Consider the following 23,633-nt stretch of genomic DNA (forward strand, 5'->3'; position numbering starts at 1 on the left):
CCCTCCCCCGAGGGGGAGGGAGACCGGTTACTGGCTGTACGCCGCCGGCATCCCGTTGGGTCCCGCCCCACCATTCCGATAGCGGTCCCGCAGCTGGAACTGGCGCGTCTGCATCGGCTGTTCGACACCCGAGATGAACACCTGCGAGGCCGTGGTCAGCGGTTCCAGCGGGTCGCCGGACCAGACAACGACATCGGCCTGAGCCCCCGGGATCAGCTCCCCGAACGTCCCGCCCTCGCCGAAGATGCGGGCCGGGTTCACCGTCAGGGCCGCGATCGCCGCCGCATAGGGCAGGCCGTGCGACACGGCGTTGCCGGCATTGTAGCGAGCCTCGCGCGCCCGGTGGACAGAGCCTTCGTTGCCCTTGATGGCGATGACCACGCCCGCCGCGTTCAGCGCCGCCGCATTTTCCATCCGCGACGCCCGCGTCTCGAGCGACCCGGGCAGGTTGGAGATGGGGTTCAGCAACACCGGCGCCTTGGCCGCCGCGATCTGGGTCGCGACCAGCCAGCCTTCTTCCGCCCCGTCCAGGATGACCTTGACGCCCTCTTCCTGGGCCAGACGAAGCACTTGCAGGATGTCGGACGCCCTATGGACGGTGACGATCAGGGGCAGGGTCCCGTTGGCGACGGGGATCAGCGCCTCGAGATCCGCCCGCGACAGGCTGAGGTCGCGCAGGCCCGCCCGATCATAGGCCGCCTTGTTGCGCGCATAGAGGCGCACCTCGGCCAGGCTTTCCTTGAACAGGGTGAACTCGGCACCGCGAGCACCGCCCGCAACACCCGCTCCGGCCTCGCCGAACGGCGCGACCATGGCCACGCGCGGCTTGACCAGGATGTCGGTGCCTTGGGCCAGGGTGATGATGGCCGCCTGACCGGCGAACAGACCCGGCGACTGGAAGCCGCCCTCGCCGGCACCCGCGAAATCGTCCTCGCCGTCGTCCTTGTGGTTGCCGTGACCGCCCCCGCCGCCCGGATGGGCCGGCACGACGATGGCGCGGGTGATCCCGCCCGTGCGCGCCACCGGCAGGGTGAAGGACCAGGGGTCCAGCCCGTAGGAGACGTCGAACGAGGCGCTGATCGTGTTGGCGTTGTTCGACAGGTCGTTCGACCCCTGGACCGACGACACTTCTGAGCCACCCAGGCCGGAATCCACCGCGACGAAGCCGGGCGACACCGTCTTGCCGCGGCCGTCGATGATGCGGGCCCCAGCCGGCGCCGCGCCCGTCCCGACCGAGACGATGGTCGCCCCGTCCATGACGACGGTGCCGTTCTCGATAACGGCGGTGCCGGTCAGCACCCTGGCCCCGGTGATGGCCACGACCTCGGCCGAAGCGGGAATGGCGAACGCGGTCAGGGTCGCGCCCAGCAGGAGCGTCTTGAGCGAGATGCGCATCAGCGGGCTCCTTCGGTCACGTTGGCGGCGGTCAGGCCGTATCCGGGCTGGCCCAGCTCGAAATCCGATCGTGGCTGATAGGCCGGGTCAAACCGGTCATAGGTCTTGGCCCCGTCGATGAAGACCTGGTCGGCGCGGGCGTAGACGCTGAGCGGATCAGCGGACCAGATCACCACGTCGGCGCGCTTGCCGGCCTCGAGAGACCCGGTTTGATTGTCGATGCCGATGGCCTTGGCGGCGTTCAGGGTGAACCAGCTGATCGCGCGTTCCTCGCTGATGTTGAGCCCTGCCGCGCGACCGGCGGCGAGCGCAGCGGCCGCCTCCTGGTTCAGGCGCTGGGTCAGCTCAGGGTCGTCGGAGTGGATGACGGCGCAGGAACCCTCGGCCGCATCGACCAGGGCCGCGTTGGCCTCGACCGCGTCCAGCCCCTCCATCTTGAAGCCCCACCAGCCGGTCCACATGGCGGCGCAGGTGCCGTTGGCGGCCAGCATGGGGGCGACCTTGTAGGCCTCGATGGCGTGGTGGAAGGTCGTGATCCTGTAGCCGAATTCCTTGGCGATATCGAACATCACCGCCATCTCGTCGGCCCGGTAGCAGTGGTTCTGAACGAGGATCGAGCCGTCCAGCACGCCGGCCAGGGTCTCGTTCTGGAGATTGCGCGTGGGAGGCGATCCCTCGCCCGTCTCGCGCCACTTGTCCCACTTGTCCTTGTAGTCGCGGGCCGCGATGAAGGCGGCGCGATAGCCGGCGACATTGCCCATGCCCGTCGCCGGGCTCTGGTTGCGCCCGCCATAGACCCGTGAGGGATTCTCGCCGCAGGCCATTTTCAGCGTGTGGGGGGCACCGGGGAACTTCATGCCCTGCATGGTGATGGACGGCACATTGCGCACGGTCACGCCGCGCCCGCCGAACAGGTTCGCCGAGCCGGGCAGGATGCCGAGGGTGGTGACGCCGCCGGCGCGGGCGGTGTTGAAGCCGGGGTCTTGCGGCCAGATCGAATGCTCGGCCCAGACCTGGGCGGTGTTCGGACTGGTCGCCTCATTGCCGTCCGACATGCCCGACACGCCCGGCGACGGATAGACACCCAGGTGCGAGTGGACATCGATCACGCCCGGCGTCACGAACCGGCCACGGCCGTCGATGATCGTGTATCCGGCCGGCACCGGCGTCTCGGCCCCGCCAATCGCCTCGACCTTGCCGTCGGCCATCAGGACGACGCCGTTCTCGATCTTCCGGCCCGCCCCGTCGAACACGGTCGCGCCCACGATCGCCGAATTCTGGCGTGGCAGGGGGGTGTAGGTGGAGGGGAAGGGATCGAGGTTGGCCTGGACGTCCAGCCCGGTCGCCAGCGGCTTGACCTCGGCGGTGTCCGTCGCGTCGTCGGCGGCGGGTGTGGTCCCGGTGGTGGCGCAGGCACCGAGCATGAGCATCACGCTGCCCAGCACCGCGAGGCTGGTGCCCCGCAGACGACGATCGATCATCGAAACCCCTTTGGACGAAAGGCGACCGAGGGACGGCCAGCCTGATTTCCGCCATACAATCGGCTGCGCCCGTCGCCGTCAAAGCGTTTCATCGTTCTGTCAGAGCAACGATCGCAAAATAAAGGGCGCGGACCCGAAGGCACCGCGCCCTTTGTCTGAACAGCTCGAAAGCCTTAGCCCAGTGCGGACATCAGCTCGGGCACGACCGTCTTGTAGTCGCCCACGATGCCGAAATCGGCGACCTGGAAGATCGGGGCGTCGGCGTCCTTGTTGATGGCGACGATGATCTTGGAGTCCTTCATCCCGGCCAGGTGCTGGATGGCGCCCGAGATGCCGATGGCGATGTAGAGAGCCGGGGCGACGACCTTGCCGGTCTGGCCGACCTGATAGTCGTTGGGCGCGTAGCCCGCGTCGACGGCGGCGCGGCTGGCACCGACGGCGGCACCCAGCTTGTCGGCCAGGGGATCCATGACGGCGTGGAACTCTTCGGCGGAACCCAGGGCGCGGCCGCCGGAGACGACGATCTTGGCGGCGCCCAGGTCCGGACGGTCCGACTTGACCATCTCCTCACCGACGAAGCTGGCCTTGCCGGCGTCCGAGCCCGTGACGGTCTCGACCGAGGCCGAGCCGCCCTCTGCCGCGGCGTTGAAGGCCGTCGGGCGCACGGTGATGACCTTCTTGGCGTCCGAGGACTGGATCGTCTCCAGCGCATTGCCCGCATAGATGGGGCGCACGAAGGTGTCGGCGGAGACGACCTCGACGATGTCGGAGATCGGGGCCACGTCCAGCTTGGCGGCGATGCGCGGCATGAAGTTCTTGCCGTCCATCGTGGCGGGCGACAGGACCGCATCATAGCCGTCGGCCAGGGCGACGACCGTGGTCGCGACCGCCTCGGCCAGGTGGTGACCCAGCTCGCCGCTCTCGGCCAGCAGGACCTTGCGCACGCCGGTGATCTTGCCAGCCGTATCGGCGGCGGACTTGGCATCCTTGCCGACGACCAGGACGTCGACATCGCCCCCCAGGGCCAGGGCGGCAGTCACGGTCTTGTTCGTTGTGTCGCGGACGGCCGAGCCGTCGTGATCGGCGATGACGAGAACGGCCATTTACAGCGCTCCTGCGGTCTTGAGCTTGGACACCAGTTCGGCGGCGTCGGCCACCTTGATCCCGGCGGAGCGGGTCGCGGGCGCGGTCACCTTGACCACCTTGAGGCGGGGCGCGGTATCGACGCCGTAGTCGGCGACCGCCTTCATGGCGATCTCCTTCTTCTTGGCCTTCATGATGTTGGGCAGGGACGCATAGCGCGGGGTGTTGAGACGCAGGTCCACGGTCACCACGGCCGGCAGGGTCGCCGCCAGGGTTTGCAGGCCGCCGTCCACTTCGCGGGTCACGGTGGCCTTGCCGCCGGCGATCTCGATCTTCGAAGCGAAGGTGGCCTGGGGCCAGTCGAGCAGAGCTGCGAGCATTTGACCAACAGCATTGTTGTCGCCGTCGATGGACTGCTTGCCCATCAGGACGAGATCCGGCTTTTCCTCGGCCACGACGGCGGCCAGCAGCTTGGCGACGGCCAGGGGCTCCAGGTCGGCGTCGGACTGGATCAGGATGCCGCGATCGGCACCCATGGCGAGGGCCGTGCGGATCGTTTCCTGCGCCTGTTGCACGCCGATGGAGACCACGACGATCTCGCTGATCGTGCCGGCGGCGTGATGCTCCTTGCCCTCTTTCAGGCGCACGGCCTCTTCGACGGCGATTTCGTCGAACGGGTTCATGCTCATCTTGACGTTGGCCAGATCGACGCCGGTCTGGTCCGCCTTGACGCGGGCCTTGACGTTGTAGTCGATGACCCGTTTGACGGGGACGAGTACCTTCATTGCGCTATCCACACGATGGCCAGATTGTTGGCGCAGGGAATGGAACGCGCCGCCCGGCCTGTCAACGTAACGCAACGTGAACTAGACAATCCATCGCACCCGTAGTGTTCAACGAGACCCCATGACCCGCTTCCTGACCACGAAACGCCTGGGCATACTGTTCGCCGGCCTGTTCGCCCTGACCCTCGTCGGGGTGTTCGGTTACCAGCGGCTGTTCCTCGACCCGCAGGAGAAGTGCGAGGCCAGCGGGCGGTGGTGGTACGAAGAGGACAAGACCTGCGAGACCCCACTCTATCTGCCGGACCTGACGGGTCGTCCTGCGGGGGTCTCTCGCGACGAATGGTCGAGGGAACAGGCCCGCGAACTGGTCGGGATCGAACACCGTCTCGCCGCCGAAAAGGCCGCCCGCCAGGCCCAGACCGACCGCGATCGCGCCCTCGTCGAGAAGAACAGCGGCTTCTGATGTCTTTTCAGGCCTATCTCGACAACATTCAGACCAAGACCGGCAAGACCGCCAAGGATTTTGCGGCGCTCGCCACCGAGAAGGGCTTCGTAGCGGACGGCGGTCTGGCTCCCGGCGTCAAGGCCGGTCAGATCATCGACTGGCTGAAGTCCGACTTCGACCTGGGTCACGGTCACGCCATGGCGCTGGTGGCCTGGTTCAAGGGCAAGCGGGACTGAACCGCTCTCAGCGGAACAGCAGCCAGCCCGCGAGAGCCGCCAACGCCAGGATGACGGCGGTCGCATAACGGCTCTTCCAGAACCAGATGGCCGCGAAGGCCAGGACGAAGATCGCGACGGCCACCGGGATCGACGGCACGCGTTCCAGGGTCGCCCAGCCCAGTTGCAGGCTGGTCGCCGCGATGATCCCGACCACGGCTGCCGCCACCCCTGCCAGCAGACGGTGCAGCCGCTCGTCGGCCACCACCGCTTCCAGCCGCTCGTAGAAGATCATCGAAAAGGCGAAGGCAGGCAGGAAGACTCCGGCCGTCATCGCCAAGGCTCCCGCCCAGCCGCCGACCACGAAGCCGACGAAGGTGCAGAAGATCACCAGCGGTGCGGGAATGACCCCGGCGAAGGCCACCCCGTCCAGGAAGGTCCCGTCCCCGATCAGGCCCCGCCCCACCGTATCGGCCCGCACATAGGGGATGGCCGTATAGGCACCGCCGAACGTCAGCAGCCCCGCCTTCAGTCCCGTCCAGAACATGGCCAGGGTTCCGGCGGACGTGCCGATCGCCACGCCCGGCTCGACCACGGGCGCGACACGGTGAAGCAGCACCGCCACGACGACGACAGCCGCTGCCACGGCCACGGCCACGGCCAGAAACGGCCGACCGCCCTTGACGAGCGCATAGGCCACACCCCCGCCCAGCAGCACGATCCAGAACTCGACCCCGACGAGCGTCGCGATCAGGCCGAGCCCGGCTATGCCCCACAGCCAGCGGTCCTCCAGGATATGGCCACCGATCTTGTGAACGGCCCGCATGATGACCGCCACCACCGCCGACTGAACGCCGAGGAAGGCTCCGGCCAGCGCCCCCATGACCGGTACCAGCGACACATAGGCCCAGCCGATCCCCAGCATGATCAGGAACCCCGGCAGCATGAAGCCGAGCCCGGCCAGCAGCCCGCCGATCCGGCCGCGTGCCCGCATCCCCAGATGGACGCACAGCTCGTGCGCCTCCGGCCCCGGCAGGACCTGAAGCACCGCCAGCAGACGGTTGAAATGGCCGCTCGAGATCCAGCGATCCTGATCGACCAGTTCCCTGCGGATCATGGCGATCTGGGCGACCGGCCCACCGAAGGCCATGGCCCCGAAGCGCAGGAAGCGCAGGAACAGCGCCGGATAGGTCAGGATCGGCGGGGCGGGTTCCGGATCGGAAAGGGTCAGGCCGGAGTTCGTCAGGTCAGGCGTCGTCACAGGTCATGCTCCGACCCACGCCATCGGCGTGGGAAAAGGAGCGGAGCTTGGACAGGAAGGCCGTCTGATCGGGCGTCCGCATGAGCCCGATGCGCTGAAGCTACGCTGCCGAGATCATCCTGCCAAGCCGGCTCAGCGCGTGCCGCCGGGAACCCATTTCACGTCATCGGCCCCGTTGGCGTTGGCCCGGCGGGCGGCGACGAACAGATGGTCCGACAGCCGGTTCAGATAGCGCAGGGCCGCCGGTGTCACGGATTCCCCGGCCTCGACCAGCCGGATGGCGTCCCGCTCGGCGCGCCGCGCGACCGTCCGCGCCAGATGCAGATGCGCCGCCAGCGGCGATCCGCCGGGCAGGATGAAGCTGTCGAGCGCGCTTAGGCTCTCGTTCATCCAGTCGATCTCGGATTCCAGCCGTTCGACCTGGCCGTCCAGGATGCGCAATGCCTCCCAGGCCGGCGGTGGGTCCAGCGGGGTGGCCAGGTCGGCGCCCAGGTCGAACAGCTCGTTCTGGATCCGGCCCAGCATGGCGTCGATCCGGTCGTTCTGGCCCGCATGCAGGCGGGCGATGCCGATGACGGCGTTCAGCTCGTCCACCGTGCCATAGGCCTCGACCCGGGGATCACTCTTGGACACCCGTGCGCCGGACGCCAGCCCGGTGTCGCCCGCATCGCCGGTGCGGGTATAGATCTTGTTCAGCACCACCATCGGATCAGGTCCCCGCCTTCACGATCGACCCGTCACGATCCGTGCGTCGCCTTCCACCACAGACCCAGCATCAACAGCACGATCGCAGTGGCCTGGAGCACGACCCTCAGCCGCATCAGCTTGTTGGAGTTGGACCGCGCATAGTCGCCGCCGCGGTACAGGGAATAGATGCCGAAGCCGAGCGTGACCGACACCGCCGCCACGGCCAGCAGGATCAGGATGGTGAAGACGTTTTCCATCCGGCCAGTCTACCCCAGGATCGTCCCGGCCGTGAACGGATTCACACCACCGACCGGAGGCTCAATCGCCGCAGTAGCGCATGGCAACGTCGCACCGGGCGTAGCGGCATCCGAACTCGGCCTTGATGTCCGCGTCGTGCGCAAAGCCGTTCTTCTCGTACAGGTGGATGGCGGCCGCGCATCGGCTGTTGGTCAGCAGGTACAGGCTCGTCGCCCCCATATCCCGCGCCCGGGTGATCGCGGCCTGCAACAGGGTCTCGCCGATCTTCAGGCCGCGCGCTGAATCCAGCACCCCCATCTTGGTCAGTTCGTAGCGATCCGGACCCGTTTTCTGGAGCGCGCAGGTTCCGACCACGCCCAGGCCGGCGACGCGGGCGAACAGGATGTCGCCGCCCGGGTCCATGATCCGGGCGCGCGGGTTCTCCAGCACCTCCCGATCGGTCGGTTCCAGGGTGAACATGGTCTGGATCCACTGGGCGTTGATGTCGTGAAACGCCGCCGCCAGATCGTCCGTGAACGCCAGGATCTCGACCTCGGGTCGCGCCACGGTTTCCAACCTCTGATCCGGCATCACGGCCTCCACGTTCACGCGCCTTCATGACAAGGCGAGACCCGGCGAGGCAAGGCCCTAACCCCTCGCTAACCCTGTTTAACGCCGATTGATCAACGCTCTCCCGCTATGGTGGCGCTACCTTCCCCGGACGCCTCATGACCGATCGCACCATCCGCAGCCTGGCCAACCTTCGGGGATCGGCCTCCACCGCGCGGGTGCTCAACCTGTCGCGCGTGCATCGCGAGCATGGGGACACAGACGCCTGGCGCGACCAGCCGATGTTCCGCAATCCCATGCTGAACCGCTCGATGATCGTGAAGCACAGGCTGCGGCGCGACGAGATCGACCGCTTCCGCTTCCGCCGCTATGTCGCCACCAAGATCATCCTGCCGATCGACGCCGGCGATCTTCGGGCCGGGGGGCGGTATCTGTTCGTGGGCGAGGCCGGCTTCGAGACCACCATGACCCAGGCTTTCGGCCTGCAGCCCGACCATCCCGACATCCAGACCCTGCGCATCATGGACGGCCTGCCGGGCCTCGACCCCTTCCTGTTGCGCGAGCAGTTGCGCCGCAACGGCGTGACCCCGGCACCCTGCTATTTCAACCTCTCCGAGGCCGACCTCGGTGCCATGATCGCCTTCGTCGCCGAAGAGATCTCGCCTCTGGTCGACCTCAGCCTGGGTCCGGACTGGGATCTGACCGCGGACAATCCGGTCGCCAGACTGACCGACAAGATCCTGTCGAGCTCGGCGGGCGAGGACCTCAGCGCCCTGGGTCTCACCCTGCGTCTCGCCCCCGAGGAGTATGAAGAGGGTGTCTTCTGCTGGAAGGGTTTCCTCTACTACAAATGGGTGCTTCGCGGTGCGGTCGGCGAGATCGGCGACGTCATGGAGGCCGTGCGGGTGACCAAGCCGCGCGGCCGGCCCACGAACCAGCAATATGTCACCCTGGCTCGCAGCCGCGAGACCATCCGCCGGCGCATCATCGACACCTGCGACACCACCGCCAACATGCTCCGGGTCTATGACGACGCCTTCCGGGGACTGACCCAGGAAGGTCGCCCGACCGCCTTCCGCGACTTCCTGCGCGACGCCCCGCACCTGTTCGCCAAACTGGGCGAACGGCTGGGCGCGATCCAGCACATCGTCAGCTTCTGGAAATACCGCACCGCCCCGGGCAAGCCCGTCCCGACTCCCGACGAACTGCTCGACATGCTCGCCGATTTCGAGGTCAGCCTGACCGGCCGCGACGACGCGCCCACGGGATCGTTCTCGCTGGCGGCGTAGAAAAGGCCCCGCGATGTGATCGCGGGGCCTCCTCCAATCTCTAACCTCAGTCTCGGATCACGCTCAAGCAGCGAGGCTCCGCGAGCCGAGCGGTAGCGCCCTCAGTAACGGTAGGCTTCCGGCTTGAACGGGCCTTCGGTCGGCACGCCGATGTAGGCGGCCTGTTCCTTGTTGAGCACGGTCAGCTTGGCGCCCAGCTTGGCCAGGTGGAGCATGGCGACCTTCTCGTCGAGGTGCTTGGGCAGGGTGTAGACCTGGTTCTCGTAGGCCTTGATGTTGGTCCAGAGTTCGATCTGGGCCAGGGTCTGGTTGGTGAAGGAGGCCGACATCACGAACGAGGGGTGACCCGTGGCGTTGCCCAGGTTCACCAGACGGCCTTCCGACAGCAGGATGATCTTCTTGCCGTCCGGGAACTCGACGTGGTGGACCTGCGGCTTGATCTCGTCCCACTTGAAGTTCTTCAGGCCGGCGACCTGAATCTCCGAGTCAAAGTGACCGATGTTGCAGACGATGGCGTTATTCTTCATCGCCCGCATGTGGTCGACGGTCAGGACGTCCAGGTTGCCCGTGGCGGTGACGAAGATGTCGGCCTCGTGGGCCACGTCCTCGACGGTGACGACCTCATAGCCTTCCATCGCCGCCTGCAGGGCGCAGATCGGATCGACTTCGGTGACCTTCACGCGGGCGCCGCCCTGGCGCAGCGAGGCGGCCGAGCCCTTGCCCACGTCGCCGTAGCCGCAGACCACGGCGACCTTGCCCGACAGCATGACGTCGGTGCCGCGGCGGATGGCGTCGACCAGGCTTTCGCGGCAGCCGTACAGATTGTCGAACTTGGACTTGGTGACGCTGTCGTTGACGTTGATGGCGGGGAACGGCAGGTCGCCCTTCTTGGCCATTTCGTACAGGCGGTGGACGCCGGTGGTGGTCTCTTCCGACACGCCGCCGATGGCGTCGCGGATGGCCGAATAGAAGCCGGGCTTCTCGGCGATGTAGCGCTTCATGACCTTGAAGAGGGCTTCCTCTTCTTCGTTCTGCGGGTTCGAGATCACCGACAGATCCTTCTCGGCCTTGGGGCCGAGCACGCACAGCAGGGTCGCGTCGCCGCCGTCGTCGAGGATCAGGTTCGGATAGCCGCCGTCGGCCCATTCGAAGATCTTGTGGGCATAGTCCCAGTATTCTTCCAGCGTCTCGCCCTTGGTGGCGAAGACCGGCGTGCCGTTGGCGGCGATGGCGGCCGCGGCGTGGTCCTGGGTCGAGAAGATGTTGCACGACGCCCAGCGGACGTCGGCGCCGAGGGCTTCCAGCGTCTGGATCAGGACGGCCGTCTGGATCGTCATGTGCAGCGAACCGGCGATGCGGGCGCCCTTCAGGATCTGCGACGGACCGAACTCTTCACGCAGCGCCATCAGGCCCGGCATTTCGGTCTCGGCGATGGCGATTTCCTTGTTGCCGAACGGGGCAAGCGAGATGTCGCGAACGATGTAGTCGACCATGGTGGGCGCTCCTGGAAAGGTCTTGGGGCGTCGGCACATGGCCGGATCGCGGATTGTCGATTGCCGCGCCTATAGACCGCCCGACGCCTCAGAGCAAGAAACATATAAGGATATCCTTATGTGATCTGCTTCATGTCCACGGGTTGAGGACCGGGACTCCTAGCCCATCGAAATCGCGCACGTTACGTGTCACGACCGTCAAACCGGCCGAGACGGCGTTGGCTCCGATCAGCGCATCGACCGGCGACTGTGATCCTCGCGCGCCGAGACGACCCCAGATCTGGCCCACAGCCTCATCGACTACCAGGACCCGATCGCCGAGCCAGGCTGGCAAGTCGGTTTCAAGCCATTGCGCCAGCCGATCCTTCTTCTGGCTGGGCGGCAGCATTTCGACACCCCGGCGGAGCTCGCCGAGGCAGAGGACGCTCGTGTGGATATGCTCGGGCGGAACCGATTCAAGCCACTCGATGAAACCGGGGTTGGCCTGGGGTTTGGTGGCCTCCGATAGTGCCACGGTGTCGAACAGAAACATCAGATCGCGCCTTCACGCCAAGCCCCAGCCCGTGCTGCTTGTGGAACGTCGATGTCAGCGAGGGGCGATGCCAGCATGAAGGCGCGGAAGCTGGTGGACCCCGGCTTGGCCGATGGCGCGCTCGCACCGGAAATCAAAAGATCAATGTGGTCACGGACCTTGGCGACCGAAGCGACGTCGATGCCGCCGTCGTCAGTATAGCCAACTGGCTTTGCAAACGTCAGCTGACCCGCCTGGGGGCTTCTTTGAACGAATCCATTTCGCTCAAGCAAGCCCGCGAGACGCTCACCTTCCGCACGGCCACGCCCATAGAACTGAACCCCCGCAAGATCCTGGCCATAGCGTTGCTGCGTTGTCGCCCAGAGGCGAATACCAGCCCGACTGTCACGGCTCCTGACATAGCGCCCACTGGCGGCGCGTGTATCGACCTCGCCCCCCATCGCCAAGAGCACCTTCTCGGCGCGCTCCTCAGGTGAAAACAACGGCATCTCCTATCTCCTTTTGACAGACGAGCTTTATACGAACTTCGTACGAATATCAAGCTGAAAGGGTGGGGCTTGGCGCTTGGAAAAGGGGGCGGTAGTCACTCGCCATGGCCGATGACGCATCCCCCATCCGTTCCGCTTTCGCCGACCCGGCCCAGCCACGCCACGATTGGACGCTGGACCAGGTCGAGGCCCTGTTCGCGCGGCCGTTCATGGAGCTGGTCTTCGACGCCGCCACTGTTCACCGGCGCTGGTTCGATCCGTCGCAGGTCCAGAAGTCCCAGCTTCTGTCGATCAAGACCGGGGGCTGCGCCGAGAACTGCGGCTATTGCAGTCAGTCCGCCAGTTTCGACACGGGGCTGAAGGCCGAAAAGCTTATGGACGCGACCGCCGTCATCGCCGAGGCCATGGTGGCCAAGGCCGGCGGGGCCTCGCGCTTCTGCATGGGCGCGGCCTGGCGCGAGCTCAAGGATCGCGACACGCCGAAACTGGCGACCATGATCGCGGGGGTGAAGGCTCTGGGTCTCGAGACCTGCGCCACCCTGGGCATGCTGACCGCCGACCAGGCCCGCCAGCTCAAGGAGGCCGGCCTCGACTACTATAATCACAACCTCGACACCGGGCCGGAATACTATGCCCAGGTCGTGACGACGCGGACCTATCAGGACCGGCTCGACACCCTCCAGCACGTCCGCGACGTCGGCATGAGCACCTGCTGCGGCGGCATTGTCGGCATGGGCGAGAGCCGCCGTGACCGGGCCTCGCTGCTGCACGCCTTGGCCACCCTGCCCGAACATCCCGACAGCCTGCCGGTCAACGCCCTGGTCCCGGTCACCGGCACGCCTCTGGGCGAACGGGTGCTTCAGACCGGCGAGATCGATCCGATCGAGTTCGTGCGCACCGTCGCCGTCGCCCGCCTGGTCTGCCCGCGTGCAATGGTCCGTCTGTCGGCTGGTCGGGAGACCATGAGCCCCGAGATGCAGGCGCTCTGCTTCCTCGCCGGTGCAAACTCCATCTTCGTCGGCGGCAAGCTGCTGACCACGCCCAATCCCGAACAGGACGAGGACGCCCGCCTGTTCGCCCTGCTGGACCTGAAGGCGATGGAGCCGGCTTCTCCCTCCCCTTCATGGGGAGGGACGGCGTAGCGTAGCGAAGCCCGGGTGGGGCCGTGTGAAGCGACCCCGATCATGCCTTGCGGGATACTTCCCCACCCTGGTCGCTGCGCGACCGTCCCTCCCCACTCCGGGGGAGGGAGAAGCGTAACCCGACCTTAAAGCGTGGCCGCTAGGATGACGGCATGGATCGTCGTCAGCTCTTTTCCCTCGCCCCCCTCGCCGGTGCCGTTCTCGCGGCCGCTGCCGTCGCGCCTGCTCAGGCCAGCGGCAGCAGTGGCGGCGGCAAGTCCGCCGGCGGCTATATCCGCTTCGGCACCATCACCTCGACCATCATCCGGCCCGACGGACGTCGCGGCGTCCTGACGGTCGAGACCGGTCTCGACGTTCCCGACCCCGAACTGAACGCCCAGGCCGCCCTGGACGGCCCGCGCCTGCGCGCCGCCTTCAACACCGTGGTCCAGGGGTTCGCGGCGGGCCTGCTGCCGGGGTCCGTGCCCGACGTGGACCGTCTGCATCGCGCCCTCCAGGTGGCCACCTTCCGCACCCTCAGAAAACGGGGCGCCGTGCTTCTGCTGGGCACGGTCATGGTCGCCTGAAGACGCCACCGCCCCTGTAACCTTTGTCGACCTCGCGGCGTAATCGGTTTCAGGGGGACAGACCCCCGGTTTGATCCCAGGGGTTTTCCACCATGATCCGCACCATCCTCGCCGCATCCACCGTCGCCGCTTTCTCGCTGTTCGCCGCCGCCTGCCAACCTGCGCCCGAGGGCAAGGCGGACGAAAGCGCCATGGCACCAGCAGACTCCGCAATGGCACCCGCCGACGGTGCGATGGCCCCCGCCAACAGCGGCGCGATGGCTCCGTCCGACAGCGCCATGGCTCCCGCAGGCGACGCCATGGCCCCCGCTGACAAGATGGCTCCGGCCGACAAGATGGCCCCGGCCGCCGACGCCATGGCGCCCGCCGCCGACAAGATGAGCGCGCCGCACTGATCCGACGACAGGGCGACGGCTTTCACCGTCGCCCGCATCACCGCCCCGCGTGCCACCCGAACGAACTTTCCGCAGGCCCGACGCCCGCCCGTGTGCCAGACTGGGCGCGGGCCGTGCGGACGGCCGGGAGCGGCCGTGATCGACCGGGAAGCGCATTTCAAGGCCCTGATGCTGCGCGGCCTCGACGGCGACGCGGCGGCCTGGCGCGTGCTGCTGACCGATCTCGGGGCGCACCTGAGGGCGTGGTTCGGCCGCCAGTTGTTCGACGGCGGGGCCGATGCGGAGGACCTCGTGCAGGAGACCCTGATCGCCATCCACGCCAAGCGGGCGACCTGGGATCCGGCGCGGCCCTTCACCGGCTGGGCCTGGGCCATCGCCCGGCACAAGCTGATCGACCATCTGCGCAGTCGACGCCGACGCCCCACCCGCCCGATCGAAGAGGCCGAAAGCCTGTGGGCGGATCATACGGTCGAGGACGGCGCAACCCTGGCCGATCTAGGACGCTGCCTGTCCGCCCTGCCGGTTCGGCAGCGCCGTTTGATCGAAGATGTCCGCCTGACCGGCCTCAGCGTCGCCGAGGCGGCCGAACGCCACGGCTATTCGGTCACCGCCGCCAAGGTCAGCCTGCATCGCAGCCTGAAGACACTCAATGCCCGGTTCGCCGGGACCGACACAGCGCCCGGGAGGGTCGACCATGAAGACGGATGACCTGATCGCGGCCCTGGCCGCCGACACCGCCCCGACCGACGCGGGAACCCTGCGCCGTAGCGCAGGCCTGGCCCTGATCCCGGCGGCCCTGCTGGTCCTTGCCGGCGTGATCCTGTCGCTGGGCCTGAGGCCGGACCTGATGGTCGCGATGGGCGGTCCGACCTTCTGGGCCAAGGCGGCCTATACGGCGGCGCTGGCCTGTGCCGGCTTCTGGCTGCTGGACCGGGCCGGACGGCCGGGCGCCGACGTTCACGTGCCACTGGCCGTCTTCGGGGCCGTCGTCGTGATCGCGATCCTGTCCGGTGCCGTCAGCCTGATGACGACCCCCGAAGCGGCACGGGTGGAGGCCCTGATGGGCCAGTCGGCACGGGTCTGTCCCACCAATATCGCAGGCCTCAGCCTGCTGGCGGCCCCCCTGATCCTGTTCGCGGTTCGCGGATTCGCGCCCCTTCGTCCTGCCCTGGCCGGAGCGGCCGCGGGGCTGATGCTCGGGGGATTGGCCGCGACCCTCTACGGCCTGCACTGCCCCGAGCACACCGCCGCCTTCGTCGCCGTCTGGTACACCATGGGCATGGCCATCCCGGTCGTGGTCGGGGCGGTGATCGGTCGCTGGGTCTGGCGCTGGTAGGTCAGATCCGCTTCAGCCGCCGCGCATGGCCGCCGATGATCTTGAGCGCCACGGCGTCGGGCAGCAGTTTCGGAATCGCGGCCAGCAGGGTGTTGCGCCAGCCCGGCACGACGCGCGCCCGGTTGGCCTCGACGGCGGCGTAACCCACCCGCGCCACATGGTCCGCCGTCTGCCACATCCAGGCCGGATAGGCCGAGGACACCTGATCCCGCGACCCGTTCACGTCATGGAACTCGGTCAGCGTATAGCCGGGGCACAGGGCCGTGACGTGAACGCCCATCCCCTGAAGCTCCAGGTGCAGCCCGGCCGAGGCCTTGATCAGGAAGCCCTTGATCGGCCCGTACAGGGTGTCGCCCCCGGTCGCCGGCATCAGCCCGGCCAGGGACGCCACATTGAGCACCCGTCCGAACCCTCGCTCGACCATGCCGGGGATCAGCAGCCGCGACAGCTCGATCGGCGCGCTCAGCATGACCCGCACCATGGCCGCATGGTCCGCCGGGTCGGTGGCCAGAAACCCCGTCGTGCGCGAGAAGCCGGCGTTGTTGACCAGCGCGTCGATGGTCAGGCCCTGTGCCGCCATGGCCTCGACCAGCCCTGCCGATGCGTCGGGTTCGGCGAGATCGGCGGGGATCACGCTGACCTCGATACCGTGGTCACGGCGCAGGGTCTGGGCCAGCGCCTCCAGCGGCCCCGCCCGCCGCGCGGTCAGGACCAGATCCCAGCCCTTCTCCGCATAGGTCCGCGCCAGGGCCGCACCGATTCCTGCGGAGGCCCCGGTGATGAGGGCCGTAAGCCCACGCCCCGCATCGATCATCTCAGGCGGCGACAGGGCAGCTGGCGTGGGGCGCATGGGCCGCCAGCGACGGCGCGTTCTCGGCCAGCAGGTCGGCGATGGTGATGTGGGACAGGGCCTCGTGGGCGGCGGTGTCGGCGGCGGTCAGGGCCTTGGCCACCTGGCGGGGGATATGCTCCGAGATTGGACAGCCCTTGGCCCCCTGCGGCGGCGAACCCAGGTGGGCACAGCCGTTGACGGCCCGCAGCACCTCGTCCAGCCCGATGTCCTCGGGCCGGCGCAACAGCCACGATCCGCCCGACGCACCCGGCCGTGTCGCGATCAGCCCGGCCTTGGCCAGCAGGGCGGTCACGCGCCGGATCACCACCGGATTGGTCGGGATCGAGGCCGCCAGCACGGCGCTGGCCGCCGCGCGCGAGGCGTCGTACGCGTCCCTGTGGGCCAGATAGGCCAGGGCGTGGGCGGCGACGGGAAAGCGTTGGCTGTCAGACATGGGCGGGGTTCCAGCCCATAAGGTAGTGCGGGCGCGGAAGATTCACAAATGCGCCCTCGCCGTCCCGTCCACCGCTTCGCGATAGGGAGGAAAAGGCGCACCGCAACCGAATCCTCGGCCCACGATTGAACCTTTGTCGGAATGAGCCTACAGCGCGCTCCGCTTTGATGGGCGCGCTCGAACAGCGCGACCCGGAGGATATTCATGGCTGGGGATACGCCCCGCGATTCAGGCGCTCCCCCGCCCACGTCGCCAGACACGACCGCCGACGCCTCGGCGCCCGCGACCGCTCAAACCGCACACGCCGCCCACGGGCCGGGCAAGGCCGGATTCTGGGCCCTGACCATCGGGGCCATCGGCGTCGTTTTCGGCGACATCGGCACCAGCCCGCTCTACGCCCTGCGCGAGGCGATCGGCCATGCCCAGGGCGGGGTCGGCGGCGACCTGGCCGTCATCGGCGTCGTCTCCCTGGCCTTCTGGGCCCTGATGATCGTGGTGACGCTGAAATACGTCCTGTTCCTGATGCGCGCCGACAACAAGGGCGAGGGCGGCACCCTGGCCCTGATGGCCCTGGCCCAGCACGCGATCGGTCGACGCAGCGCCTGGATCTTCATCCTGGGGGTCTGCGGCGCGGCGCTGTTCTATGGCGACGGCATCATCACGCCGGCCATCTCGGTTCTCTCGGCGATCGAGGGCGTCAAGGATGCGCCCGGCGTCGGCACCCGTCTGGACGCCTTCATCGTGCCGGTGGCAGCGGCCATCCTGATCGCCCTGTTCCTGGCCCAGTCGCGCGGCACGGCGGGCCTGGCCAAGTATTTCGGCCCGATCACCGCGATCTGGTTCCTCAGCCTGGGGGCGCTCGGCCTCTATCACATCTTCGACGACATCTCGATCCTGCGGGCCCTGTCGCCGCACTACGGGGTGATGCTGCTGATCAACGACGGCGTCCTGGGCTTCATCATCCTGGGATCGGTCTTCCTGGCCGTGACGGGTGCCGAGGCGCTCTATGCCGACATGGGCCATTTCGGAAAGGCCCCGATCCGCGCCGGCTGGCTGTGTTTCGTCCTGCCCTGTCTGACATTGAACTACCTGGGCCAGGGGGCCCTGATCCTCGACAACCAGGCTGCAGCCGAGAACCCGTTCTGGGCCATGGTGCCGCATTTCGCCTACTGGCCCATGCTGCTGCTGGCCACGATCGCCACCGTCATCGCGTCCCAGGCCGTGATCACCGGTGCCTTCTCGGTGACGCAGCAGGCGGTCCAGCTGGGCCTGCTGCCGCGCATCGACATCCGCTTCACGTCCGAGACCCAGGCGGGTCAGATCTTCGTGCCGGCGGTCAACACCCTGCTGATGGTGGGGGTCCTGACCCTGCTGGTCGTGTTCCAGAGCTCGCACAATCTGACGGCGGCTTACGGCGTGGCGGTCACCGGCGTGATGCTGATCAACACCCTGATGAGCTTCTCGGTCATAACCAAGAAATGGGGCTGGAGCGTGTGGGCCACCCTGGCCTGTCTGATCCCGTTCGGCTTCATCGACAGCGTCTTCCTGACCTCGAACCTGCTCAAGATCCCCGACGGGGCCTGGCTCCCGCTGGTGCTCGGCGCGGTGCTGATCCTGATCATGTGGACCTGGACGCGGGGCTCCCAGATCCTGTCCGACAAGGCCAAGAAGGACAGCCTGCCCCTGACCGACCTGATCGAGATGCTGCGCGCCCGGCCGCCGCATCGCGCGCCCGGCACGGCCATCTTCCTGACCAGCGACCCGGACGTCGCCCCCGTCGCCCTGATGCACAATCTCAAGCACAACAAGGTGCTCCATGAGAAGAACGTCATCCTGACGGTGCGCACCGCCGACCGCCCGCGCGTGCCCGACAGCCACCGCGTCCAGATCGAGCCGATCAACGACGACTTCAAGAAGATCACCCTGACCTACGGCTTCATGGAAAGCCCCGTGGTGCCCCGCGCGCTCAGCCTGTGCCGCAAGCAGGGGGTCAAGTTCGACATCATGTCGACCAGCTTCTTCCTCGGCCGCCGCTCGGTCGTGCCCTCGGCGTCGCAGGGGATGCCCCTGTGGCAGGACAAGCTCTATATCTTCCTGATGCGAAACGCGGCCAACCCGACCGACTTCTTCCACATCCCGCCGGGGCGGGTGGTCGAGCTCGGTACGCAGGTCTCGGTTTGAGCGGCGGAGCCCCGAAAGGGAAAGATTCCGGCGCGCGCGGCCGTCGTCTCGCCGACAAGGCGCGTGGGCCCCGTCGCGAGCCAAAGCCCCAGGCCGAACGCGTCCCCGACGAGGCCGCAGACATCGGGGTCGAGGCCCGGATCGCCGCCGGCGTCCTGCTGAACGCCGCCCTGATCCGGCGCGGCGGGCTGGACGAGGCGCTGGCGCTGCCCACCGTCACGGCGCTTCCCGGCCCAGACCGTGCCTTCGCCCGCGCCGTGGCCATGGCGGCCCTGCGTCGGCTCGGCGAGATCGACCAGATTCTGGATCGCAAGCTTCAGAAGCGGCCGCCCGAGACCATCCGCACCCTGCTGCGCATCGCCCTGGCCCAGACCCTGGTGCTGGGCACCCCCGCCTTCGCCGCCGTCTCCACCGCCGTGAAGCTGGCCGAGCGCGATCCCAAGACCCGGCCCTACAAGGCCCTGGTCAACGCCGTCCTGCGCGGGATCGAGCGCGAAGGCCCGGGCCTGACCACGGCCGAATCCAACCTGCCCGACTGGATCGCCGCCCGCTGGAAACAGACCTATGGCGACGCCGCCCTGGCCGGTCTGGCCCTCGCCGCCCGTGAGGAGCCCGCGACCGACCTCAGCCTCAAGCCCGATGCCGACCCGGCCGCCCTGGCCGAGGCCGTAGAGGGCGAAATCCTGCCCGGCGGCACGGTCCGCACCTTCAAGCGCGGCGACGTCGCGACCTGGCCTGGCTTCGAGGACGGGTCCTGGTGGGTGCAGGATGCGGCCGCTGCCGTCCCGGTGCGCCTGCTGGCCCCCAAGGGCGGCGAGACCGCGCTCGACATGTGCGCAGCCCCCGGCGGCAAGACGCTCCAGATCGCGGCCTCCGGCGCGTCGGTCGTGGCGCTGGATCGTTCCGACGCCCGCCTGAAGCGCCTGCGCCAGAACCTGGCCCGCACGGGCCTGGAGGCCGAGATCGCGGTCATGCCGGCCGAGGACTGGCTGGACAGCCGGACCTTCGACGCCGTCCTGCTGGACGCTCCTTGCACCGCCACCGGCACCTTCCGACGCAACCCCGAAGTCCTGCGCGCCACCAAGCCCGCCGAGGTGGCCAAGCTGGCCGACGTCCAGCACCGGCTGCTCGACGCCGCCGCCCTGCGCGTCGCCCCCGGCGGCCGGCTGGTCTACTGCGTCTGTTCGCTGGAACGCGAAGAGGGTGAAACCCAGGTCATCGCCTTCCTGCGCCGCAACCCCGCCTTCCGCACGACCCCCGCCGTCCCCGCCGAGATCGGTGCCCCGGACGAGGCCCTGACCCCCGAAGGCTGGCTCCGCATCCTGCCCTCGATGTGGGCTGAAAAGGGTGGCGTGGACGGGTTCTTCGCGGCCAGGCTGGAACGCGTATAGCCTCCCTCTCCCATCGGGAGAGGGCTTGAGCGCACGGCGGCGTCAGCCGTCGTCCTGGCGCGAAAGGGTGAGGGGTTACGGTGTATCCCTTCGCTCACCGCCGCTCTGAAATGCCGTCAAAGGGATCGGTGGCTCATTCAGGGCACCACGCCCCTCACCCTTTCGCACAAGACCGATCGCTGGCGCTCTCGGGGGCTCAAGCCCTCTCCCCATGGGAGAGGGCACTAAAGCGAAGGCCCCATCACACTCACCGTCTCCCCGTCCGCCACCGCCTCAGCAAAGGGCAGGCGGCGGATCAGGGCGTTGGCCGCCGCCATCACGCTGACCAGCGACGAATCCTGATCGGCAAAGGGCGTCACCCGCCGCGCCCCGTCCGGGCCGGGTGCCGCGACAGCCCGGATATAGTGATCGCGCGGGCCGTTGGCCGGCAGCGTCCCGCTCAGGGTCGTCGTCTCGAACCGCTCGCCCAGCGCCCCGCCTTGCAACCGTGCCAACACGGGGGCCAGGAACAACTCGGCGCAGACAAGCGCGGACGCCGGATTGCCCGGAAGCCCCAAGACCGCCCGACCGTCCGGCAGGGTGGCGAACCACACCGGCTTGCCAGGCCGCATCGCCACCCCCTCGACATGCAGGACGGCCCCCAGGTCCCGCAGCGCGGGCTTGACCAGATCGTGGTCCCCGACCGAGGCCCCCCCGATGGTGACCAGCACGTCGAACGTCGCCCCGGACACCGCCGCCGCGATCGCAGTCCGATCATCGCCACTGGACGCCAGGACCTGAGCCGCAGCGCCCTGACGCGCGACAAAAGCCGCCAGCGACGGCGCTCCCGAGTTGTAGATCTGGTCCGGGCCTGCCGCCTGTCCCGGTTCGACCAGTTCGTCGCCGGTCGCCAGGATCGCCACCATCGGTCGCCGCCCGCACAGCAAGGTGGCCACCCCTGCGGACGCCGCCAGTGCCAGCCGCCAGGGGTTCACGCGTGCCCCGGCCTCCAGCAGGATCTCGCCCTCACGAAAGTCACAGCCGCGGCTGCGGATGTTGCGCCCCTCGCTCGCCGTCGGCTTGAACACGGCATGGTCGCCGCGCCGCTCGACCTCCTCCTGGATCACCACCCGGTCGGTGCCGGTCGGCACGGGCGCGCCGGTGAAGATCCGCGCCGTCTCTCCGGCCACGACACGACCCGCCATGCCCCGTCCCGCGACGCTTTCGCCCACGATCCGCAGGGTCGCCCCGTCCCGCACGTCCGCATCCCGCACCGCCCAGCCGTCCATGGCGGAGGCGTCGAACGGCGGCTGATCCCGCCCGGCCCTCACCGCCTCTGCCAGCCACCGCCCATCTGCATGAGCCAGCCCCACGTCTTCGACACCCGGCGGCCCGACCTGGGCCAGAATGGCCTCCAGCGCCCTCTCGACCGTCGGCAACTTCACGCGCGCACCCAGTCGCCCGAGGCCCCGCCCGACTTGGAGACCAGCCGCACCGCCTCGATCGTCATCCCCCGGTCCACGGCCTTGAGCATGTCGTAGAGGGTCAGCAGGGCCACGCCGGCCGCCGTCAGCGCCTCCATCTCCACCCCGGTCTGGCCCGTCGTCCGCACCCGTGCCGTCACGCCCAGACCCGTCCCGTCATCCAGTGGCTCGACCGCCACCCTGACCGAGCTCAGCATCAGCGGGTGGCACATCGGAATCAGGTCTGACGTGCGCTTCGCCGCCATGACCCCCGCGATCTCTGCAACCGCCCGCACATCGCCCTTCTTACCCCCGCCTGACAGGGCAAGCGCCAGGGTCGCGGGCAGCATCGTCAGCCGCCCCTCGGCGATCGCCTCCCGCGTCGTCGTCGCCTTGTCGGAGACATCGACCATCCGGGCCCGGCCATCGGCGTCGATGTGCGTAAGGTCGGCCATCAGACTTCCAGCAGGCGCGGCATCAGCTCGACCATGTTGCAGGGTCGGTGACGGCTATCCAGCTGCCAGCGGATCACCCCGTCCCACCCGTCCCGCACCGCTCCGTTCGACCCCGGCAGGCAGAAGACGAACACCCCGTCGATGATCCCAGCCGTCGCCCGCGACTGCAGCGTCGACAGGCCGATGGTCTGGTAGCTAACGGTGTGGAAAATGACCGAAAACCCGTCGATCCGCTTGTCGAACAGCGGCTCCAGCGCCTCCGGGGTGACGTCGCGCCCGGTCAGGCCGGTGCCACCCGTCGTGATGATCGCATCGACGTCGCCACCCGCGATCCAGCCCCGCACCTGCGCCCGGATGGCCTCGATGTCGTCGGCGACGATGGCCCGGCCGGCGCAGGCATGACCCGCCGCGGTGATCCGGTCAGCCAGGATACCGCCCGAGGTATCGCTGTCCTCGTCGCGCGTGTCCGACACGGTCAGGACCGCGATCCGGATCGGCTTGATCGGCCCATCGATCAGCTTGCCGCCCGGTGCCGGCAGAATGTCGTCGGTCATGTCGTCTCTCCAGCATTCCAGCGAGCGGTGTCGGCGTGGTCCTGCGCCCGCGCCTCGATCCAGCGGGTCCCGTCCGGTCCCGTCTCCTTCTTCCAGAACGGAGCCCGTGTCTTCAACTGATCCATCAGAAAATCGGCGGCCTGAAACGCATCCCGGCGATGCTCGGCCGCCACGGCGACGAAGACGATCGCCTGCCCCACCTCCAGATCGCCCCAGCGGTGGGCGACCAGGACGTCGATCACCTGGAACCGCGCCCGCGTCTCGGCCTCCAGTTCGGCCACGACCTTTTCCGTATAGCCGGGATAGGCCTCCAGGCTCAGCCGAGACACCGCCGCCCCGTCGGTCGCCCCGCGCGTCAGGCCGGTGAAGCTGACCACGCCGCCGACATCGGTGCGACCGCGACAGAAGCCGGCCAGCAGGGCCCCGGGATCGATGGCCTCGTTCTGGACCCGGATCACGGCTCAGCCCCCGCTGACCGGCGGGATGAAGGCGACCTCGTCGGCGGCGCTCAGGACAGGATCGCCCCGCACCATCTCGGCATTGAGGATGGCGCAGGTTCCCGGGCCCGCCAGCCGCTCTCCCAGCCCGGCGTCCTCGGCGGCCAGCATCGCCCGCAACACGCCCAGCGACCCCGCGTCGATATCCCGCTCGCGCCAGCCCGCCACCTCGGCCAGGGCTCCGAACATCAGCACCCGAACCATCAGCCGCCCGTCATCGACATCGGCCGCGACACCGCCGGTGCCGCCCCCCGACGCCCGATCTCGAAATCGTGGCCCTTGGGCTTGCGTGAGATGGCCTCGCGGATCGCGGCCTGGAGCGGAGCGTCGTCGCCGGGATGGTCGCGCAGCACGGCCCGCAGATCCGCATGATCGTCCTGGCCCAGACAGACGAACAGGGTCCCGGTGCAGGTCACCCGCACCCGGT

The 23,633-nt window shown here is 68.3% G+C and carries 28 protein-coding genes and 1 pseudogene; 10 read left to right on the plus strand and 19 right to left on the minus strand.

The annotated features are described in order from the left end of the window. Positions 1-27 precede the first annotated feature (27 nt). From JHC99_RS08005 to JHC99_RS08020, 4 genes are all read right to left on the minus strand, one after another. Entirely contained in the window at positions 28-1,395 is a 1,368-nt protein-coding gene (locus JHC99_RS08005; RefSeq protein ID WP_292153204.1) for an amidohydrolase family protein, read from the minus strand. Beyond that, complete coding sequence (locus tag JHC99_RS08010) at positions 1,395-2,876, minus strand: amidohydrolase (protein WP_292153205.1); 1,482 nt, start codon at positions 2,874-2,876, stop codon at positions 1,395-1,397. Before JHC99_RS08010 ends, JHC99_RS08005 begins: the two co-directional genes overlap by 1 nt. A 173-nt stretch (positions 2,877-3,049) precedes the next feature. Continuing rightward, positions 3,050-3,979, minus strand: a complete 930-nt coding sequence (locus tag JHC99_RS08015; protein ID WP_292153207.1) for an electron transfer flavoprotein subunit alpha/FixB family protein — start codon at positions 3,977-3,979, stop codon at positions 3,050-3,052. Continuing rightward, positions 3,980-4,744 (minus strand): electron transfer flavoprotein subunit beta/FixA family protein, encoded by a 765-nt coding sequence (locus tag JHC99_RS08020; RefSeq protein WP_292153208.1) that lies wholly within the window; start codon positions 4,742-4,744, stop codon positions 3,980-3,982. 121 nt (positions 4,745-4,865) lie between these two features. On the opposite strand from JHC99_RS08020, the gene JHC99_RS08025 reads away from it, so the two are divergent. Continuing rightward, the gene (locus JHC99_RS08025; protein ID WP_292153210.1) at positions 4,866-5,207 is read left to right on the plus strand and encodes a hypothetical protein; all 342 of its coding nucleotides are present in this window, start codon (positions 4,866-4,868) and stop codon (positions 5,205-5,207) included. Continuing rightward, positions 5,207-5,425 carry a DUF4287 domain-containing protein gene (locus JHC99_RS08030; RefSeq protein ID WP_292153211.1) on the plus strand — a complete coding sequence of 73 codons (219 nt, stop codon included), beginning with the start codon at positions 5,207-5,209 and terminating at the stop codon, positions 5,423-5,425. The genes JHC99_RS08025 and JHC99_RS08030 overlap by 1 nt, the downstream gene beginning before the upstream one ends. A gap of 7 nt (positions 5,426-5,432) precedes the next feature. Here JHC99_RS08030 and chrA read toward each other — a convergent pair whose 3' ends face one another. The 4 genes from chrA to JHC99_RS08050 all read right to left on the minus strand — a co-directional run bounded on the left by chrA (position 5,433) and on the right by JHC99_RS08050 (position 8,180). Next, positions 5,433-6,665: a chromate efflux transporter gene (gene chrA / locus JHC99_RS08035; protein WP_292153213.1), complete on the minus strand. Its 1,233-nt coding sequence runs from the start codon at positions 6,663-6,665 to the stop codon at positions 5,433-5,435. A 132-nt stretch (positions 6,666-6,797) separates the two neighbouring features. After that, a complete protein-coding gene (locus JHC99_RS08040) occupies positions 6,798-7,370 on the minus strand; it encodes a cob(I)yrinic acid a,c-diamide adenosyltransferase (RefSeq protein ID WP_292153214.1) in 573 nt (190 codons plus the stop codon). Positions 7,371-7,402: 32 nt separating this feature from the next. Beyond that, a complete protein-coding gene (locus JHC99_RS08045; protein WP_271145183.1) occupies positions 7,403-7,609 on the minus strand; it encodes a twin transmembrane helix small protein in 207 nt (68 codons plus the stop codon). A gap of 61 nt (positions 7,610-7,670) precedes the next feature. Further along, positions 7,671-8,180, minus strand: coding sequence for a GNAT family N-acetyltransferase (locus JHC99_RS08050; RefSeq protein ID WP_292153215.1), 510 nt, complete (start codon positions 8,178-8,180; stop codon positions 7,671-7,673). 137 nt (positions 8,181-8,317) lie between these two features. Here JHC99_RS08050 and JHC99_RS08055 point away from each other — a divergent pair, with 137 nt between their 5' ends. After that, entirely contained in the window at positions 8,318-9,448 is a 1,131-nt protein-coding gene (locus JHC99_RS08055) for a hypothetical protein (RefSeq protein ID WP_292153217.1), read from the plus strand. A 101-nt stretch (positions 9,449-9,549) separates the two neighbouring features. Here the strand turns inward: JHC99_RS08055 and ahcY are convergent, their stop codons facing one another. The 3 genes from ahcY to JHC99_RS08070 all read right to left on the minus strand — a co-directional run bounded on the left by ahcY (position 9,550) and on the right by JHC99_RS08070 (position 11,961). After that, positions 9,550-10,941, minus strand: coding sequence for an adenosylhomocysteinase (gene ahcY, locus JHC99_RS08060; protein WP_292153218.1), 1,392 nt, complete (start codon positions 10,939-10,941; stop codon positions 9,550-9,552). Positions 10,942-11,071: 130 nt separating this feature from the next. Continuing rightward, the gene (locus tag JHC99_RS08065; protein ID WP_292153219.1) at positions 11,072-11,473 is read right to left on the minus strand and encodes a type II toxin-antitoxin system VapC family toxin; all 402 of its coding nucleotides are present in this window, start codon (positions 11,471-11,473) and stop codon (positions 11,072-11,074) included. Continuing rightward, a complete protein-coding gene (locus tag JHC99_RS08070) occupies positions 11,473-11,961 on the minus strand; it encodes a hypothetical protein (RefSeq protein WP_292153220.1) in 489 nt (162 codons plus the stop codon). Before JHC99_RS08070 ends, JHC99_RS08065 begins: the two co-directional genes overlap by 1 nt. 104 nt (positions 11,962-12,065) lie before the next feature. Between JHC99_RS08070 and bioB the strand changes: the two genes are divergently transcribed. From bioB to JHC99_RS08095, 5 genes are all read left to right on the plus strand, one after another. Continuing rightward, on the plus strand, positions 12,066-13,103 hold the full coding sequence (gene bioB, locus JHC99_RS08075) for a biotin synthase BioB (RefSeq protein WP_292153222.1): 1,038 nt from the start codon (positions 12,066-12,068) through the stop codon (positions 13,101-13,103). 152 nt (positions 13,104-13,255) lie between these two features. Continuing rightward, on the plus strand, positions 13,256-13,669 hold the full coding sequence (locus JHC99_RS08080; RefSeq protein WP_292153224.1) for a Tat pathway signal protein: 414 nt from the start codon (positions 13,256-13,258) through the stop codon (positions 13,667-13,669). A 92-nt stretch (positions 13,670-13,761) separates the two neighbouring features. Beyond that, complete coding sequence (locus JHC99_RS08085) at positions 13,762-14,064, plus strand: hypothetical protein (protein WP_292153226.1); 303 nt, start codon at positions 13,762-13,764, stop codon at positions 14,062-14,064. 135 nt (positions 14,065-14,199) lie between these two features. Beyond that, positions 14,200-14,772, plus strand: coding sequence for a sigma-70 family RNA polymerase sigma factor (locus tag JHC99_RS08090; protein WP_292153228.1), 573 nt, complete (start codon positions 14,200-14,202; stop codon positions 14,770-14,772). Beyond that, the gene (locus JHC99_RS08095; RefSeq protein WP_292153230.1) at positions 14,759-15,400 is read left to right on the plus strand and encodes a DUF1109 domain-containing protein; all 642 of its coding nucleotides are present in this window, start codon (positions 14,759-14,761) and stop codon (positions 15,398-15,400) included. The genes JHC99_RS08090 and JHC99_RS08095 overlap by 14 nt, the downstream gene beginning before the upstream one ends. Before the next feature lies 1 nt (position 15,401). Here the strand turns inward: JHC99_RS08095 and JHC99_RS08100 are convergent, their stop codons facing one another. Next, entirely contained in the window at positions 15,402-16,250 is an 849-nt protein-coding gene (locus JHC99_RS08100; RefSeq protein ID WP_292153231.1) for an SDR family oxidoreductase, read from the minus strand. Then, positions 16,216-16,686: an Rrf2 family transcriptional regulator gene (locus JHC99_RS08105; RefSeq protein WP_292153233.1), complete on the minus strand. Its 471-nt coding sequence runs from the start codon at positions 16,684-16,686 to the stop codon at positions 16,216-16,218. Before JHC99_RS08105 ends, JHC99_RS08100 begins: the two co-directional genes overlap by 35 nt. A 204-nt stretch (positions 16,687-16,890) precedes the next feature. Between JHC99_RS08105 and JHC99_RS08110 the strand changes: the two genes are divergently transcribed. Then, the gene (locus tag JHC99_RS08110) at positions 16,891-18,867 is read left to right on the plus strand and encodes a potassium transporter Kup (protein WP_292153235.1); all 1,977 of its coding nucleotides are present in this window, start codon (positions 16,891-16,893) and stop codon (positions 18,865-18,867) included. Further along, on the plus strand, positions 18,864-20,258 hold the full coding sequence (locus JHC99_RS08115) for an RsmB/NOP family class I SAM-dependent RNA methyltransferase (RefSeq protein ID WP_292153236.1): 1,395 nt from the start codon (positions 18,864-18,866) through the stop codon (positions 20,256-20,258). The genes JHC99_RS08110 and JHC99_RS08115 overlap by 4 nt, the downstream gene beginning before the upstream one ends. Before the next feature lie 224 nt (positions 20,259-20,482). Here the strand turns inward: JHC99_RS08115 and glp are convergent, their stop codons facing one another. From glp to JHC99_RS08145, 6 genes and pseudogenes are all read right to left on the minus strand, one after another. After that, positions 20,483-21,682, minus strand: coding sequence for a gephyrin-like molybdotransferase Glp (glp, locus tag JHC99_RS08120; protein ID WP_292153238.1), 1,200 nt, complete (start codon positions 21,680-21,682; stop codon positions 20,483-20,485). Beyond that, positions 21,679-22,155 (minus strand): cyclic pyranopterin monophosphate synthase MoaC, encoded by a 477-nt coding sequence (gene moaC / locus JHC99_RS08125; RefSeq protein ID WP_292153240.1) that lies wholly within the window; start codon positions 22,153-22,155, stop codon positions 21,679-21,681. Before moaC ends, glp begins: the two co-directional genes overlap by 4 nt. Beyond that, on the minus strand, positions 22,155-22,709 hold the full coding sequence (gene moaB, locus JHC99_RS08130; protein WP_292153241.1) for a molybdenum cofactor biosynthesis protein B: 555 nt from the start codon (positions 22,707-22,709) through the stop codon (positions 22,155-22,157). Before moaB ends, moaC begins: the two co-directional genes overlap by 1 nt. Then, on the minus strand, positions 22,706-23,167 hold the full coding sequence (locus JHC99_RS08135) for a molybdenum cofactor biosynthesis protein MoaE (protein ID WP_292153243.1): 462 nt from the start codon (positions 23,165-23,167) through the stop codon (positions 22,706-22,708). The genes moaB and JHC99_RS08135 overlap by 4 nt, the downstream gene beginning before the upstream one ends. A gap of 3 nt (positions 23,168-23,170) precedes the next feature. Next, on the minus strand, positions 23,171-23,410 hold the full coding sequence (locus tag JHC99_RS08140) for a MoaD/ThiS family protein (protein WP_292153245.1): 240 nt from the start codon (positions 23,408-23,410) through the stop codon (positions 23,171-23,173). Next, positions 23,410-23,633 (minus strand): annotated as a pseudogene (locus JHC99_RS08145) (GTP 3',8-cyclase MoaA); the annotation flags it as partial. The gene JHC99_RS08140 and the pseudogene JHC99_RS08145, both read right to left, overlap by 1 nt.

This window comes from Brevundimonas sp. (genome assembly GCF_016463485.1).
In the GTDB taxonomy this organism is placed as follows: domain Bacteria; phylum Pseudomonadota; class Alphaproteobacteria; order Caulobacterales; family Caulobacteraceae; genus Brevundimonas.